This is a genomic window from Chryseobacterium pyrolae, from assembly GCF_025153485.1.
GTDB lineage: Bacteria > Bacteroidota > Bacteroidia > Flavobacteriales > Weeksellaceae > Chryseobacterium > Chryseobacterium antibioticum.
Genome location: NZ_JANZQH010000001.1, coordinates 541,063 through 557,265, shown reverse-complemented (window position 1 = coordinate 557,265; position 16,203 = coordinate 541,063). Strand labels below are relative to the sequence as shown.

General features: G+C 36.8%; 10 protein-coding genes and 1 tRNA gene. 6 read left to right on the top strand and 5 right to left on the bottom strand.

Annotated elements, in window-relative coordinates; translation table 11 throughout:
* Positions 1-7 precede the first annotated feature (7 nt).
* Entirely contained in the window at positions 8-1,390 is a 1,383-nt protein-coding gene (locus NZD88_RS02475) for a T9SS type A sorting domain-containing protein (RefSeq protein ID WP_259827163.1), read from the bottom strand.
* Positions 1,391-1,806: 416 nt separating this feature from the next.
* A tRNA-Arg gene (locus NZD88_RS02470) sits at positions 1,807-1,880 on the bottom strand.
* A 272-nt stretch (positions 1,881-2,152) separates the two neighbouring features.
* Between NZD88_RS02470 and NZD88_RS02465 the strand changes: the two genes are divergently transcribed.
* Positions 2,153-3,250 (top strand): alpha/beta hydrolase, encoded by a 1,098-nt coding sequence (locus tag NZD88_RS02465; RefSeq protein ID WP_259827161.1) that lies wholly within the window; start codon positions 2,153-2,155, stop codon positions 3,248-3,250.
* Positions 3,251-3,325: 75 nt separating this feature from the next.
* Here the strand turns inward: NZD88_RS02465 and NZD88_RS02460 are convergent, their stop codons facing one another.
* Both NZD88_RS02460 and NZD88_RS02455 read right to left on the bottom strand, forming a co-directional pair.
* Positions 3,326-5,092, bottom strand: a complete 1,767-nt coding sequence (locus NZD88_RS02460) for a TonB-dependent receptor (RefSeq protein WP_259827159.1) — start codon at positions 5,090-5,092, stop codon at positions 3,326-3,328.
* 125 nt (positions 5,093-5,217) lie between these two features.
* The gene (locus NZD88_RS02455; protein WP_259827157.1) at positions 5,218-8,181 is read right to left on the bottom strand and encodes a tetratricopeptide repeat protein; all 2,964 of its coding nucleotides are present in this window, start codon (positions 8,179-8,181) and stop codon (positions 5,218-5,220) included.
* A 235-nt stretch (positions 8,182-8,416) separates the two neighbouring features.
* Between NZD88_RS02455 and NZD88_RS02450 the strand changes: the two genes are divergently transcribed.
* From NZD88_RS02450 to NZD88_RS02430, 5 genes are all read left to right on the top strand, one after another.
* The gene (locus tag NZD88_RS02450; protein WP_259827155.1) at positions 8,417-10,657 is read left to right on the top strand and encodes a CocE/NonD family hydrolase; all 2,241 of its coding nucleotides are present in this window, start codon (positions 8,417-8,419) and stop codon (positions 10,655-10,657) included.
* Between the two features lie 114 nt (positions 10,658-10,771).
* Positions 10,772-12,454, top strand: coding sequence for an APC family permease (locus NZD88_RS02445; protein ID WP_259827153.1), 1,683 nt, complete (start codon positions 10,772-10,774; stop codon positions 12,452-12,454).
* 139 nt (positions 12,455-12,593) lie between these two features.
* Complete coding sequence (locus tag NZD88_RS02440) at positions 12,594-12,950, top strand: Mpo1-like protein (protein ID WP_259827150.1); 357 nt, start codon at positions 12,594-12,596, stop codon at positions 12,948-12,950.
* Between the two features lie 374 nt (positions 12,951-13,324).
* On the top strand, positions 13,325-13,672 hold the full coding sequence (locus tag NZD88_RS02435; protein ID WP_034747440.1) for a DUF4377 domain-containing protein: 348 nt from the start codon (positions 13,325-13,327) through the stop codon (positions 13,670-13,672).
* Positions 13,673-13,844: 172 nt separating this feature from the next.
* Positions 13,845-14,225, top strand: coding sequence for a Fur family transcriptional regulator (locus NZD88_RS02430; protein WP_259827148.1), 381 nt, complete (start codon positions 13,845-13,847; stop codon positions 14,223-14,225).
* 608 nt (positions 14,226-14,833) lie between these two features.
* Here NZD88_RS02430 and NZD88_RS02425 read toward each other — a convergent pair.
* Positions 14,834-16,189, bottom strand: coding sequence for a deoxyguanosinetriphosphate triphosphohydrolase (locus NZD88_RS02425; RefSeq protein WP_259827450.1), 1,356 nt, complete (start codon positions 16,187-16,189; stop codon positions 14,834-14,836).
* Between the last annotated feature and the right edge of the window lie 14 nt (positions 16,190-16,203).

Sequence of the window (16,203 nt, the reverse complement as noted above, 5' to 3'; positions counted from 1 at the left end):
TGGTTTTTTAGTCAACGATTAATTTGAATGTTTTTATTATTTTTCCGTTCTGTGTAAGACTGATGAGATACGAACTTTGAATATCAAGCGAACTGCTGTACGATCTAGAATGATGGTCTATTTTCTCTAATTTAACCAGTCGTCCTCCACCATCATAAATAGCAATAGATAAGTTTTCCATTTCAGGAAATTTTACCATAAAGTTTTGTCCTTTTTTAACTGGGTTTGGATACAGAACAATTTTATCCAGATCTAATGAAAGTTGATTTTCATTAATGGATGATGAGCCGGAAATGCTCTGATTGTCTTTCTTTATATCTCGTAAAGGGCTTACTGCAAATGTAAAATGATTGAAAACTTCTCCTTCTTTTTCTTTATAGAAATCTACTTTACTGAAATCTACATAATTCTCGTTTTCAACACCCTGCACCTTCGTTAATTCGCCTGCTGAATTTTTTAGAAACATCCAATAAACAACAGGAAGCGAATCCGGGTTAATGACCCTTTTATCTATCCTTATTTTATAATCCGTTTTTGGAATAGTAGAACCTATAAAATTAATTTCCCAGTTTCTTTCCAGAACCTTAAAATTCCCTTCAGCCTTCATCTCCATTGATTTGTTGTCATCAGACCACATGACAAAATTATTATGATCAAAAGGGCTGGTATTTTCTACATTGGTCTTTTTTATATCTGTTTTCCCAATTGTTAAAAATTGATCTTCCTGATTAGATGACTGTTTCTGATACAGCTCATTTCCGTCATCCCGTCCCAATCCGGTAGGTCTGTACTTGAATTCTTTATGTTTTTCAGGATCCCAGATTATTTTTTCATCACTTCCATAATACTTTCCTTTTTCAAGAGAAATCCCATACTTGATGGATAGATAAGAATGAATTTTATTAAGATCCATTTTCTTAGCTTTTCTTGGGATGAAAATCAATTCATAAAGATGACGGTCCTCAAACTTGATTTTGATGCTGTCTGATTTCCCATCTGCTTTTTCAGAATTCTTGGTAAAAGTAAACAAGCTTGGTCTTTTACGGATTTTGATATTTTTATCCGCCCCTTTCTTTTCATAAACATTGTTACTCAAAGCGATCTTCTGCGCCTCATTCTCCCATATTTTTTCATCCTCCTTGGAAGTATGGACAAGACTCAGGGTATGACTCTTATTTTTACTGTGTTTAATATATTTTTTAAGAAACTTATCCTTAATTCCATAATGGAAATTGAGCAGGTTCTCCTCTTTTAAATTGGAAACTTCACGAGCTGTCAGGTTTGATTTTTCCCATATCTGGACATCAGATCCAACCAATTGAGAATAAGCACTGACCGAATATAATAACACCAGTAAAGCTGCTGTTTTATGGCATAGATATTTTGACATAATAATTGGAATTATGTGGAACATTAGAAAAAAGAAAATGAGGATTTACAATCTTAGATTTTAAAATTGTAATCATAGTTTTAGAGAACTATAACTTTGTGTATTGAAGAAATAATGTTATTTTCATGATTAGTCTATTTGTAGTTTTTATTCATTTGGTATTTCAAAAATATAAAAAAAAACAACATATCATAAAAAAAATATAAAAAAATATAAAAAATGTTAACAAATAATCATTTGACTAAATATCACTAGTGTAGGTTTATTCCCTATTAATGGGTAAACTCTGATTAAACTGACACGTAATTCCGGAATGAACTGACCATAGTAAAGGCTTATCTTGGCCAATCACAAAAAACAAAGCATTGAAAACAAAACAACCCACTGTAAAACAGCAGGTTGTTGATTTAAATTTGTGACCGCGAAGGGATTCGAACCCCCAACCCTCAGAGCCGAAATCTGATATTCTATCCAGTTGAACTACGCAGCCGTGTTCATAAGCAATGAAGAATAATAGTCTCAAAAGACGTATCGCTTACGATTTCCGACTGCGAAAATACTGATTTTTTTACAATTTATAAAGCCTGCAAAAGTTTAATTCCAAAATCATTGACAAAACAAATTATCTTTTTTCCAACAGGGACCAATGAAGGAAAAGATAAATAATTAAAGATCAGTTATTTAAAATCCAAAAATGTAACATTCAGAATAAATTCCAGACTCATCAGAAAAACATAGTATACATTTTATAGATCAAAAATTATGAGAAATAAAGTATTGTCAGCTTTTTTACTTTTTTGGACGGTTATATTTTTTGCACAAAAGAATCAGACAAATGATGAGTATGCTAAAGCTAAAGAAATCATTAGAGATTTGGATTCCATTGTTTCGCCAAATGGTATTCAGGAAAGCTATCCTCTCACTGTAGGAAATATAAAACAGCAGGTATATGTAAGAGGTCAGAATAAAGAAAACCCGATTATCCTGTTTGTCCACGGAGGTCCAGCCTCTCCAATAGCTCCGGTGATGTGGATGTTTCAGAGGCCCATTGAGGAATATTTCACAGTGGTTAACTATGATCAGAGGGCAGCCGGAAAAACCTATGCTATCAATGATACCCTTAGCTTAGGTGAAACCATCCATATTGACCAATATGTAAAAGATGTTATTGAACTGGCAGAGTATATTGAGAAAAAATATAAGAAGAAAAAAGTCATATTGATGGGACACAGCTGGGGAACTATTGTCTCTATGAATGCAGCTCTGAAAAGACCCGATTTATTCTATTCGTATGTAGGCATCGGCCAGATCATCAATACAAAAGATAATGAACGGCTAAGCGTTGAATACGCTCTAAAAGAAGCCATTCGTTTAAAAAACGACACAGCCATCAAAGAGTTGAAATCCATTGCACCCTATCCCGGAAATCAGCCCATAACAAGAGAAAGAATTATCATTGCCAGGAAATGGCCCCAATATTATGGCGGACTTACCGCGTTCAGGAATAATTCAAGGTACTACTTTCAGGCCCCTCTGCTTTTCTCGGAATATTCGGAAAAGGACCTTGATGCTCTTGGCGGAGGAAGCCTTTTTACATTGAAAAGACTTTTACCCGAGTTTTTAAACGTGGATTTTAAGGGCGTTAAAAGCTTTCCGATTCCTGTCTTCATGTTTATGGGACGCCACGATTATACAACTCCCTCTGAACCTACAGATACCTGGCTCCGAAACGTAAAGGCTCCTGCAAAAAAAGGAATCTGGTTTGAGAATTCCGCCCATCTGATTCCTTGGGAAGAGCCGGGAAAAATGTTGGTCACTTTATTAAATGACGTACTTCCAACCACAACACAGAAAAGATAAACACCATTATGGTAAAAACAAAAAGCCTTACATTCTGGAATGTAAGGCTTTTATTGTATTGAATATTTCTTAGACTTAGAAAGTGATCTTCACACCTCCAACAACCTGTGCACCCAGGACTTTATAGCCCTTATACGTTTGGTAGTTTGAGTTCAGAAGGTTATTTCCGAGTGCAAAAACGCTGAAATTTTTGTGAAATTTATACTCTGCGGAAAGATTTAAATCTGCATAGCCCCCAACTTTATCATTTCTGTTTTCCGTAGACTGGTAAACCATGTTTGGATTGGCTACTTCAATCGCGAAAGAGTTTGTGGTTCTGTCACTTGCAAAGACCCCTTTGAATCCCAACAATAACTTTTTATCAAGCATGGTATATTTCGCTCCGATGCTTGCATTCACTAAAGGAACGTTGTAAATATCTTCGTAATTCTTAAGATCGTATTTGGTAAATCTTACTTCTCCGTCTAAAACCAGATTTTCAAGCGGGAAATACTGTACGCTTCCCTTGATATCACTTACATTTCCGTCATCATACACAGCAGAGAATGTATTCGCAAAATTGTAGGCAGAACGGTTCAAAGTATAGACGTTGTCGAAAAGGTTGTTCCCCTGGAAGAACATAATATCCCTCATTTTTCCATAACCGGCAGAAAAGTCATATTTGAACGTTTCGTCGATATCTCCACGTAAACCTATGTAAAAATGATATTGCGTTTCTGTTGGCTTTAAAAACTGGTCAGAAAGAATAAATGGGTTCGCCTGAAGAAGGTCTCCGTACGTATTAAGCTTAAGACCTCCGTCTACCCCACCATAGAATTTAAATTCTTTAGCGGCAGCCACCTGGAACTCAGCCTGTGGAAACCAGTACGTTTTGTTATTTTTCACCTCTCCGCCCAATGCATCATTAGAATTCTTGGCATTCAGGAAAGAGAATCCGGAACCTAACATTAGATAGGAATCTCCTTTTCTAAATGTTACTTTCGGAGTAAGGCTCGTATTAAAGAAATTGGAAGAGTTTTTGTTGACAATCGCGAAATCTGTTTTCACAGCTTCTACCCCAACTCCTAAATCTGCATTCAGGTTAATTCCTGACTTTCCAATCTCTACTGCATGCTTTGAAAGGTTGGCCAAAATGGAAACCTGATTTTCCTGTGCATCAAAATGATCTTTCAGGAAAGAGGATTTCACTCTTACATCATTTAAGATTTCATTGGAATAAAAATCATAATATCCGTTCACCTTGAACTGGCTGACCCTTTGCTTCAAATCTACATCTGCAGCAGGTGTTAACGCGTAAATTCCATAATATCTGTTATTATCCAGTCCATACTGAGCATTCAGATTGAATTTTCCTTTTTCACCGTATGAATTTAGGTAGGCTCCAATTGATGTAGAACTCTGCTTGGAATCCCACTCATATTCTTTTTTCAGACCTAAAGTGGAAAGGAAATGGAAATCTGCGCCTACTTCAAGCTTATTATCAAGGGTTTTGGAAATATTGGCATCTCCTAAAATCTTCCCGAAGTTCCCCATTCCAAACTGTAAATAGTTATTCTGAGCTGTTCCCTCGAATTTCGGAGTTACATCCTGCCCCTGAATGGTAGACGTCTTAAAATCCGAAACCGCAGGCACATCCGTGATGGTATACTTCACAGGATTCTGGGATTTCTCTTCTGGCGGATAATTCTTGATGGTTTCCACAGAAGTCTTCTTCTTCTCGATCTTCTTCACCTCCGGTTCCCGCTTCTTATTAAGAATCAGTTTTTCCTCCTTGATCTGGGAAAACGCAAACTGCGAAAACCCTAAAAATAATATGGATAATAATTGAATTTTTCTGTTCATTGCTCAATATTTGTATTCATGTATAATGTCAGATGTATCATGTATCTATCGAATTGTACTTTGTACATTTTACTTTCTACTTTCTACTTTCTACTTTCTACTTTTTACATTTTACTTTATACATTTTACTTTTTAATCTGCTTTTTAACCTCTTTTGCTTCTGCTACAATCTCAGGGAAATCTTTATAGTTTTCGATGATTTGGTCGCAGGTGTAACTGGCCTGATAATTATCTTTCAATCCAACATAGTTTTTAGCCATCAGCACCAAAGCTTTTGCTCCCCAATAATCTTCAGAGGCATAATTATTGGCTAATTTAAAGATAGTCTCATTGGAAGACTTGAATGCTTTTCCTTTATTCTGATAATAAGCTTTTGCATACAATGCTTCTGCAGCAACCGATGTATTGGATGATTTTTCAAGGGAAGTATAAGCTGACTGTGCCTCTTTATCTTTTCCTGAATTCATTATGCTTCTCGCCTTGATCACTTTCGCTGTTTCAATAACCGCAGCAGAGTTTTTCGTATTGGCGATTACCGCATCAGCCAGTTTTTCAGCCTGAGAGAAGTTTTTCTCACTGGCATAGACCTTCATCAGCTCGACGTTTGCATAGTTTTTAATGCTGATGTCTGAAGAGTTTTTGATGTTCTCAAGATACTTTTTAGCTTCCGCCGTATTACCCTGAGCCACGAAAATCTGTGCCAGACGGGTTTGCGCATCATCCTGATAGTCGTTTTGTACTGATGCTACCTCCTGAAGAACAAGAAGTGCTTTCGTAGCATTATTGGTTTGATAGTAGCTTTCTCCCAGCTCGTATTTAGCCTGATAAAGACCTTCTCCAGTAGGATTCTGCGTTAAATATTTTTCGTAATAAGAAATAGCGTTTTTGTAATCTTTCTTCGTGAAATACTGCTTACCTGTAGACAGATTGATCTCATCGATCTCAGCAGCGTCTACATTCACCCCAATATTTTTCGCAAAGCTTTCATATCCGGAAACATCGCCGTTTTTCGTAAAAATAGGTTTCGCAGCCTGAACGATCTTCTCCGCATAAGCCGTATTTTTATACTGTTCTCCTAAAGATTTAAGTTCAGAAAGTGCTTTATCACTTTGGTTCTGGTCGATATAATTCTGTGCTCTGTAAATCGATGCATTCGCGATAAGATCTTTATCCGAAGAGGTTTTGATCACTTTCGCAAAATAATCATTGGAATTCGTAAAATCATCCTGTGCAGAGTACGCCGTTCCCATTTCATACTGGGCATCATCATAATATTCAGAATCCGGATATTTAGAAAGAAGATTTTTCAGATTGGTAATTTTCGCCTGGGTGTCACCTTTAAATCCTAAAGCCATTGCTTTTTGATATAAAGTATAGTCGGTGGCATCTTCATTTTTATCGTAGATCGCAATCGCCTCGTTCAGATCATTATTCGCGTAATGAATATCAGCCAGACGAAGCTCTGCATCATTTTTAAATTCAGGTTTCGGATTGCTCAGATACTGATTGAAATACGTCTTTGCCTGATCGAATTTTTTAGCTTTAAAATAAGCATAGCCTAAATCATATGGCAATTGCTGTTTCTCAGGGAAGGTTTCAGTAAGAAGCTTCTCGTAACGGGCGATAGCAGACGGATAATTCCCTTTCTGGTAATACACCTGTCCCAGCCAATATAATGCTCTGTTGTAAAATTCTTTATTGATATTAAATCCTAAGCTTCTCAGGAAATACCTTTCCGCTTCATCATAGTTTCCTTTGTTGAATTCCTCAGTTCCCAACAAATAAGAAACTTCCTGATCCACTTTATTAATCTCAGGGGTAGAATTCTGAAGTCTGTCGATCGCGTTAAGGGTTTCTTTATAGTTTCCGGAGTATAAATATGATTTCACAAGAAGTGATCTCATTTCCTGCGCATTGGCATCATTCTGATTCTCGTTGATATAGCTTTGGATTACCGCAGAAGGACTTTCAAACGGGTTTCCGATATCGTAACTTAGTTTCGCGTACTGTTCGTGTGCTAATTTTTTAACCTTAGCATCATAATTCATCTGATAAGAAGAACGGAATGCCGAAAGAGCCTCTTGCTTTTTATCTACTGCCAGATATGCATTTCCTAACTGATAGTAAGCATTCTGAGCCAGCGCTGAATTGCTGTTGACAAGCTGGTTGTAATAAGAAACCGCTTCATCATATTTTTTAAGCTGAGCCGCCACAAACCCCATTTCATAAAGGTCATTTTCAGACGGATTCTGCTGTACACTTAAATAGTCTTTCAGGTGCGGATAAGCCGAAGTATAATCATTTTTCATGAAATAACTCTCTCCGATAATCTTATGAACCTCTGCTTTATAAGAATCCGAAAGATCCTCGTTCAATAAAGCAGTTCCCTCAGAAATAGCCTGGTCATAATTCTTATCATTATAATACATCTGTACATAGTAAGGACGCACCAGTTTAGAGAATTTAGGTTGATCTTTTACAGAATCGAAATACTGAAAAGCTTTATCATTCTGACCACTTGAGTAATACAAATGCCCCAGCATATAAGCAATGTCTCCTTTTTGGGATTCATCTGCCGTTTTATACGCCTCTTCCAGAGCATCCGTAGCTCCTTTGGTATCACCGGTCACGAATTTGGCATACCCCAGTTTCAGAATGTACTGTGTATTTTCTTCTTTCGAAAGTTGATACTGGTTCACTTTTTTCAGTGTCTCCAACGCTTTGTCAAAATCTTTTTTAGCTAAATAATAATCTGCCAACGGAAGATTAGCCTGAGCAAAATAAGCTGAATTTGGATATTCTTTCATGAAGGCAGTCAGTCCTTCCTCCGCATGGTTTTTCTGAAGAATCACCCCGATCACATTATCAAAAAATTGCGCCGCCTCTTTTCTAGATCTCGACAAGTTCTGATTATAGAAATACTGTCTTGCATATTCGAACTGAGAAGCATTGTATATTTTGGTCTGATAAAGATTTTCTGCGAGATTGAACCTGTAATTTTCCTGCTGTGTAAAGTACTGTGACTGTTGCGCTTCGGAAATTCCGAAATAAAGCACTGCAGCTGAGAGAAGTATTTTTTTTGAATTCATTCTTTTTCTGAATAAAAAGATTAGTCTTATAAGTTAACGAAAATATTAAAAACTTATTGTTTAAGCAAGTTTTAAAGGTTTAATAACATAAATTAACAATTGACTCCATTTCACCCTTTGATGATAAAAAATGATTACTTTAGTATTATAAAACGTGAATAGATATCAATAGAACATTATCAAAAGAATATTTTGATGAAATCCTCATTCTACACAGCTAAAAACATACCATTACATGAAAATTAAAATACTTTTAGCATTAATATTAGTCAACCTGATGCAGGCTCAGAAGTTTTCCTTTCCCAAAAATGCAGTCACAGACTCTACCATTTTAGAGAAACAAATGCCTTTGCTTGCCTCAAAATTGATGACACAACCGCAGTTTCTGAAACTTAAAAACAGCAACAGATTAGCTTATTTAGATAACCTTCTCCGTTTACAGATGGTTGCCAAAGATTATAAAAAATCGATTACCACGCTATCGGATTACCGTAATGAATTTGCTGCTCATAACATGGCCGGGAATAAGTTTATCGCCTATGAATTTTATAGCATGGCCAAACTGATGGAGGCAAAAGAAAAGCTAACGTTTCCTGTTGCTCTTCAAAAGGCATTCAATAAAAAGTATGAAAGCCTTCCGGATAAGCTGATCACTAAGGTGGGGATCGCGGTAGACGGGGATGTGAACGGAAGCAGAAAACTTTTAAAAGAAACACTGGAGAAGCAGAAAGATAAAGACAGCATAGACTACGGAGCCGCTCTGGCTTTATGTAAAAGTTATCTGAACTATAAATCCTTTTCGGGCATCAAACCTCAGATTGTGCATTTAGTAGAATTAAAAGATCAGGAGAAATTCATTACCGAAACCAAAGATCTGAAAACAAAAAATGGAAATACCCTGACGATTACTATTGTCAGAAAAAAGGAAAACACCGCTCCACTTCCTGTTATTCTGACCAATAATATCTACGCCGGACCCATTGATGCTTTATTCGGGAAAAGAGCGGCCGTTTACAATTATGTAGGGGCTGTGGTGAATACCCGTGGCAAAAGAAACAGCAATGATGAAAACAATCCTTTTGAACACGAATCTCAGGATATTTATGAAGTAATCGACTGGGTTAGCAAACAGCCCTGGAGTAACGGTAAAGTTGGGATGATCGGAGGAAGTTATCTGGGCTTCAGCCAGTGGGCAGCAGTAAAGAAACTGCATCCGGCCTTAAAAACCATTGTTCCACAAGTTGCGGTAGGCGTCGGAATAGACTACCCCGCCCAAAACAATATATTCATGAGCTATATGCTGCAGTGGATCAATTATGTAACGAATAATAAGCTTACAGATGAAGCAGACTTCAACAATGCTAAAAAATGGGATTCTATTAATACGGCCTGGTACAAAGGCGGAAAATCATTCAGGGCTTTGGATACCATAAGCGGCAAACCGAATAAGATTTTTCAAAGATGGCTGGATCATCCCGGCTATGATGAATACTGGCAGAAAATGGTTCCATATAAAGAAGATTTTGCTAATATTAACATTCCCATTCTGACAACTACAGGATATTATGACGATGATCAGATAGGTGCTCTGTCCTATTTTAAAGCACATCACCAATATAACAAAAATGCAAACCATTATCTGGTAATGGGTCCTTATGACCATGGCGGTGCTCAAAGTTTCGGATTTACTTATGTGAATGGTAACCCGATCGATCCTGCAGCGAGGATAAGTATCGATGACCTTGCTTTCTCCTGGTTTGACTATATTCTGAAAAATGGAAAGAAACCCGATCTTTTAAAAGACAGGATCAATTTTCAGGTGATGAACACCAATACATGGAAACATGTTCCAACTCTGGAAAAAATGCATACTTCGACAATGAAATTCTATCTTCAGGATCATAAAAACACGCCATCAGTTTTCAATCAGCCTACGCAGAAAAATTTCATAAAACAAACAGTAGATTTTAAAAACAGGGATCAAAAAGAGACGTATCATGCAGTAAGCAAAATTGACAGTGTAAAAACCACTAATTCCGTTTATTTTGAAAGCGAAGTTTTAAGCAAAGATTTGATCATCAGTGGAAATCTTGCAGGATTCTTCAATGTTTCCATTAACAAGAAAGATTTTGATACAGACACCTATTTGTATCAGGTAAATCCGGAGGGCAAGACCTTTTTATTATCAACGCATATTGTAAGAGCGAGCTATGCCAAAAACAATGCCGTGCGCCAGCTCCTTGAGCCCGGTAAAACAGAACAGATTCCTATAAAAAATTCAATATTCATTAGCAAAAAAATAGAAAAAGGCAGCAAATTGATACTATTGGTCGGAGTCAATAAAAACCCAAACTGGCAGATCAATTACGGAACCGGAAAAGATGTAAGTGATGAAACGATAAAAGATGCCAGTGAGCCATTGGAGATAAAATGGTACAACGACAGCTATGTGGAAATACCTATTTACCAAGAATAAAGGCATTTAACCATGAGAACCTCAGCCTTTTTAACGAAATATTATGATTACAGCCAACACCAAAATAAAAAATGATTACATTTGCTTTTTTTCAAACTCAAATATAAATATTGAATGAATCAACTTTTCAGAAGGAAAAACTATTCAGAAACAGATACATCTACCAGCCTTTTAAGGGTTTTAGGTGTTTGGGATATCGTTTTTTTTGGTATTGCGGCCATTATTGGAGCAGGAAGTTTCAGCAGCTTAGGTGAAGCAGTTTTCAGAGGTGGCCCCGGAGTGATTCTCCTGTATTTAATTTGTGGTTTTGCCTGTGGTTTTACGGCATTGTGCTATGCTGAATTTGCCAGCAGGATTCCTACTGCCGGTTCCGCGTATACGTATGCCTATGCCAGTTTCGGGGAGCTGATTGCCTGGGTGATCGGATGGGCACTGATCATGGAGTATTCTTTCGGGAATATTTACGTGGCCTTTTCCTGGTCAGATTATTTCACAAGCTTTTTAGAACGTGTGGGAATGCATATTCCGGATTATCTTACCTGCAGCTATACAGAAGCCCGAAAAGCTTTTCAGAACGGTTCGGAGAATAAAGAACTTTTAGCGGCATGGAATACGGCACCTTTGATCGGTAATTTCAAGTTTATCCTTGACCTGCCTGCATTGGTCATCAACGGTCTTATCACATGGCTTTGTTATGTAGGGGTAAAAGAAAGTAAAAACTTCAACAATTCTTTAGTTATTTTAAAACTAGCAGTCATTGTTTTAGTAATTATAGTTGGCTTTGCGTACATTAATACAGAGAACTGGACGCCCGTAAATCCAGAAACGCACGTCGCTTCATTCATGCCAAATGGTTTTGCAGGAGTTATGAGTGCAGTTTCAGGAGTTTTCTTTGCCTATATCGGGTTTGATGCATTAAGCGTTCTTTCTGAAGAAACAAAAGATCCTCAGAAAACACTTCCGAAGGGGATGATCATTTCTCTGGTACTTTGTACGGTAATCTACATTGCTTTAACATTGGTTCTGACAGGAATGGTGGATTACAGAAAGTTCGACGGTATCGGAGATCCGCTTTCATTCATATTCGAAAAATCAAATGCTAACGTAGCGTGGATGGAACTTGTGGTTTCTTTCGTTGCTATTGTGGCCATCACTACAGTATTATTGGTATTCCAGATGGGACAGCCAAGAATCTGGTACGCGATGAGCCGTGACGGGCTGATGCCTGAGAAATTCAAGACTGTACATCCAAAATATAAAACCCCATCATTTGCTACGATTGTTACAGGTATTGCCGTGGGAGTTCCTATCCTGTTTACAGATAAAACGTTTATTCTTGATTTTACAAGTATCGGAACGATCTTCGCTTTCGTACTGGTTTGTGCCGGAGTTTTAATGCTTCCTGCCAAAGAAAAGATCAAAGGCAGATTTCACCTTCCTTATATTAATGGTAAGATCATATTCCCCGTTATTTTTATCGGTGGATTAATCGGTTTCTACATCTGGCAACCGGAATTTTTCAATAATTTAGTAGAGTGGAATGATCCTAAAGAAGGAGAATTCAGAGCTTCTATTTTGGTTTTCATTGTGATCAATCTGGTTCTGTGTATTGTTACCTTTATTAAAAATTTCTCTCTGATTCCTCTGATTGGTTTAAGCTCTTGCTTATATCTTCTTACAGGAATGAGTCATGAAAACTGGTTCTGGTTCGGACTTTGGTTCGCTCTGGGTCTTATCATCTATTTCTGCTACGGATACCGAAACAGTAAACTTAGACAGGAAACGGTTTCAAAATAGTGATTTACACACGATACAATATAATAAAAGGCAAATTCGCAAATAGCAATTTGCCTTTTTGCTTTTTCACCTTTCCGCTTCTCTTCAAATCGGCAGCATTATTGCATAGATCTTAACAGAAACTATAAACTAATTGGCTATGTCTGAAAGAATAAAAACCTACGGAGAATTTTATCAGTTCTACCTTACTGAGCACAGTAAAACAGGAACCAGAATATTTCACTTTATCGGAACTCTTCTGATATTTTTAGTGATTTGGTATGTGATCAGTTCCGGAAAGGAAAGGTTTCTATGGTACATTCCCATCTTCGGATATGGTTTTGCATGGTTCAGCCATCTGGTTATTGAAAAAAATAAACCCGCTACTTTTAAGTATCCTCTGTGGTCGCTGATCTCAGATTTCAGATTATTTTTTGAGCTGTTAATCGGTAAGCAAAAATTCAGAGGAATTGCTCCTGCACCAAAGGAAACTGAGAATCCTGAAGCCTCAAATTAATATCTTTTTTAAACCACAAAAGACTCAAAAGTTTTTTGAAACTTGAGTTTTTTAAGTTGAATAATTAACGTTTAGAAGTACACTTAAGTTTAAAAAAATCAAAGATTTTTATAGATGAATTCTTCAGGCTTGTCTGAGAAGAAGTGATCAATAGAATAGGTAATCCCAAAGCATTTGTAATAAAAAAGGTAAGTTTTTAGATTTTGTAATTTTCATCTTGACCAAGGTTATTCATCATTTATCTTGATTTTTGGACTCTTTCATTAAATTTTTAGAAGAGCTTAAATTAAATCATTAAAAACTAAAAAACAGTAGATAAATTACATCAAAAACTTCGGCATAGTAATTGCGAACTAAGCTTTAAAATAAAGTTTATGAAAATTATAGCAACCATTCTAAAAGGAGCTGTTCCTGCAGTAGCACTATTCGCAATGACCCAATGTACCACTACGGCTAACACGGCCGGAGCTGACGAAAAAACGTTCATCGTAGGACCTGAGACCGCAGACTGTACCGGAGTAGCACCCATGAAATGTTTGCAGGTAAAAGAAAAGGCCTCAGAAAGCTGGACCAATTTCTACACGAACATTGAAGGATTTACGTATGAGCCTGGCTATGAATATGTTTTGAAAGTAAAAACAGAAAAGATCGCCAATCCACCAGCTGACGGATCATCCATAAAATACACATTGATCAAAGAGGTTTCCAAAACCAAGAAATAATATCAAAAAACTCCCGGAAATTTCCGGGAGTTTTTATTTTGTAGCCCTCTATCTTTTTGGTGTCTGAAGCTATCTCTTCTGCAGTCTTTAATACAATATACTTTCAAAAATAAATCCTATATTTGCTAGTGCAACAGCATGGCATTAGCTGTATTAGAATTTTACAGAAAACATGAAACAGTCAAGAAATACAATAGCAAGAACGGAAATAACAAGGCTTATCCATGAATCCGGAGTAGCATTATCCCATGCCCAATTGCAGGTTTTACTGGATGGACTCTGCGACCGTGTAACGATTTACAGGGTACTGGAAAGATTGATGGATGAAGGTATCATCCATAAAGTGGTAGACATTGATGGTACCATAAAGTATGCGGAATGCCATACCTGTACAACAGAAATTCATCATCACGACCATTTGCATTTCAGCTGTGAGCAGTGTAAAACGGTGACCTGTGTGGAAGATGTTGAACCCAAGATTAAATTACCTGTAACCTACAAAGTTCACAAAATCAATCTGACAGTATCCGGAATTTGCCCTAATTGTCAATAGTGATCTGTATAGCATTTTTGATTAAAAATCAATTATTCTTTTTACGCAAAGATTTCACATACAAAGCTTTATATTTTGAGATAAGCAAAGTATTATGGTTTCTCCATTGATTAAGCGCTTGCACAATACGCCTGCTTAGTCGAATCAATCAAAGATTGATTCTGGTCTTTGCATTACTAAAACTATCCGATGTTAAAATAAAACTTTGCGTTATAAATTAAAATACGAATTGCACGAATACTTTACACGAATTTCACCAATATCCCTGACACAGTAGTGATATTGGTGAAACTATTTGTGATGTTTGTAGTTATAAAAATCAACTCTTTTTTGACGCAAAGTTCTAACACAAAAAGCTTCTAACTTTAAGATAAGCAAAGTATTATGGTTTCTCCATTGATTAAGCGTTTGCATAATACGCCTGCTTAGTCGAATCAATCAAAGATTGATTCTGATCTTTGCATTGCTAAAACTATCCGATGTTAAAATAAAAACTTTGCGTTTATTAAAATACGAATCGCATGAATTCTTTACACTAATTCCCCTTGATGTATTAGTGAAATTAGTGTAAAGAATTTGTGAAGTTTTTAGTTATACCTGATAAAGAATTAAACCGTCATTCCGATATCAATTCCTTTGATTTTTCGATAAAGATCGGTGGCAAAATTATCCGTCATTCCTGAAACAAAATCGACTACCCCCAACACTTTCTGGTAATCAGTACCTTCCTCATAAACAAACTGTCTCGGAAGTAGTTTCAACGCTTTTTTATCATAAGATTTTCTGTCATCCTCCTGTTTCAGAATAGAAGGAATGAAATGATCAAGAAGCTCATACATTACGTTGTACCCGGCATTTTCTATTTCCACCACGGCCTTATGGTTGTAGATCTTTTCGATTGAGAATGCTTCGATATCCTGAAGAGCACGGTTTTCAGATTTGTAGATATCAAGAAGTCCGTTGTCCAGATTTCCCTGAAGAATGTTTTCAAAATTATGTTTGTAGATCTCAAGCGATTTATTGATCAGAGCATTGATCGCTTTAGCACGAAGGTATGAAATTTTCTCATTTTCATTCGAGATGGAAGCCAGCTTATTTTTCACCTTGTCCATATCACTGCTTTCAGATCGGATCAGTTCAAAAAACAGGTTTTCACAGTCTGAAGTGGATACGATCCCCAATCTGTGGGCATCTTCCATATCAATAATATTATAACAGATATCATCTGCAGCTTCTACAAGCCAAACAAAAGGATGTCTTTTGAATATATAAGGTTCTTCGTTTTCTACAATTAAATTCGTAGCCTTTGCAATTTCAAGAAAGATATCTTTCTCATTCTGAAAAAAACCGAATTTCTTTCTGTGGATAATTCCTTTTTTCTTGGCAACAGCTTCACACGGATATTTTGCAATACTGGCGAGGGTAGAAAAGGTGAGCTGAATTCCTCCTTCATCTTTTCCCTGCTGACGTTGCGCCAGCACTCTTATGGCATTGGCATTCCCTTCAAAATTCACCAGATCTGCCCATTCTTTTTCATTGAACTTTTGCTTCAGGTCCTTTTCATTTCGTTCAAAATAGCTCGCGATCGCGTCTTCCCCTGAATGACCGAACGCCGGATTTCCAACATCATGACATAAACAAGCGGCAGCAATAACATTTCCTAAATTATGAAGATAGAAGTTTTTTGAATCTTCCGTAAGGTCATTTTTATAAGCATCAAAGATAAATTCCCCGATAATACTTCCCAAACTTCGGCCTACTGACGAAACTTCCAGCGAGTGTGTCAGCCTGTTGTGTACAAAAACACTTCCGGGAAGAGGAAAAACCTGGGTCTTATTCTGGAGTCTTCTGAACGCTGAAGAAAAGATAATTCTGTCGAAATCTCTCTGAAAATCAGTTCTTGAAGCTTTAGTATGCGGATTGTTTCCTGTACGCTGATTCGTATAAATCTGGTTTAAATTCATCATTTTTCAAAATT

Excerpts from the sequence above, each read along its gene's own strand:
- NZD88_RS02475 (WP_259827163.1), bottom strand. The coding sequence starts at position 1,390 with ATGTCAAAATATCTATGCCATAAAACAGCAGCTTTACTGGTGTTATTA.
- NZD88_RS02465 (WP_259827161.1), top strand. The coding sequence starts at position 2,153 with ATGAGAAATAAAGTATTGTCAGCTTTTTTACTTTTTTGGACGGTTATA.
- NZD88_RS02460 (WP_259827159.1), bottom strand. The coding sequence starts at position 5,092 with ATGAACAGAAAAATTCAATTATTATCCATATTATTTTTAGGGTTTTCG.
- NZD88_RS02455 (WP_259827157.1), bottom strand. The coding sequence starts at position 8,181 with ATGAATTCAAAAAAAATACTTCTCTCAGCTGCAGTGCTTTATTTCGGA.
- NZD88_RS02450 (WP_259827155.1), top strand. The coding sequence starts at position 8,417 with ATGAAAATTAAAATACTTTTAGCATTAATATTAGTCAACCTGATGCAG.
- NZD88_RS02445 (WP_259827153.1), top strand. The coding sequence starts at position 10,772 with ATGAATCAACTTTTCAGAAGGAAAAACTATTCAGAAACAGATACATCT.
- NZD88_RS02440 (WP_259827150.1), top strand. The coding sequence starts at position 12,594 with ATGTCTGAAAGAATAAAAACCTACGGAGAATTTTATCAGTTCTACCTT.
- NZD88_RS02435 (WP_034747440.1), top strand. The coding sequence starts at position 13,325 with ATGAAAATTATAGCAACCATTCTAAAAGGAGCTGTTCCTGCAGTAGCA.
- NZD88_RS02430 (WP_259827148.1), top strand. The coding sequence starts at position 13,845 with ATGAAACAGTCAAGAAATACAATAGCAAGAACGGAAATAACAAGGCTT.
- NZD88_RS02425 (WP_259827450.1), bottom strand. The coding sequence starts at position 16,189 with ATGAATTTAAACCAGATTTATACGAATCAGCGTACAGGAAACAATCCG.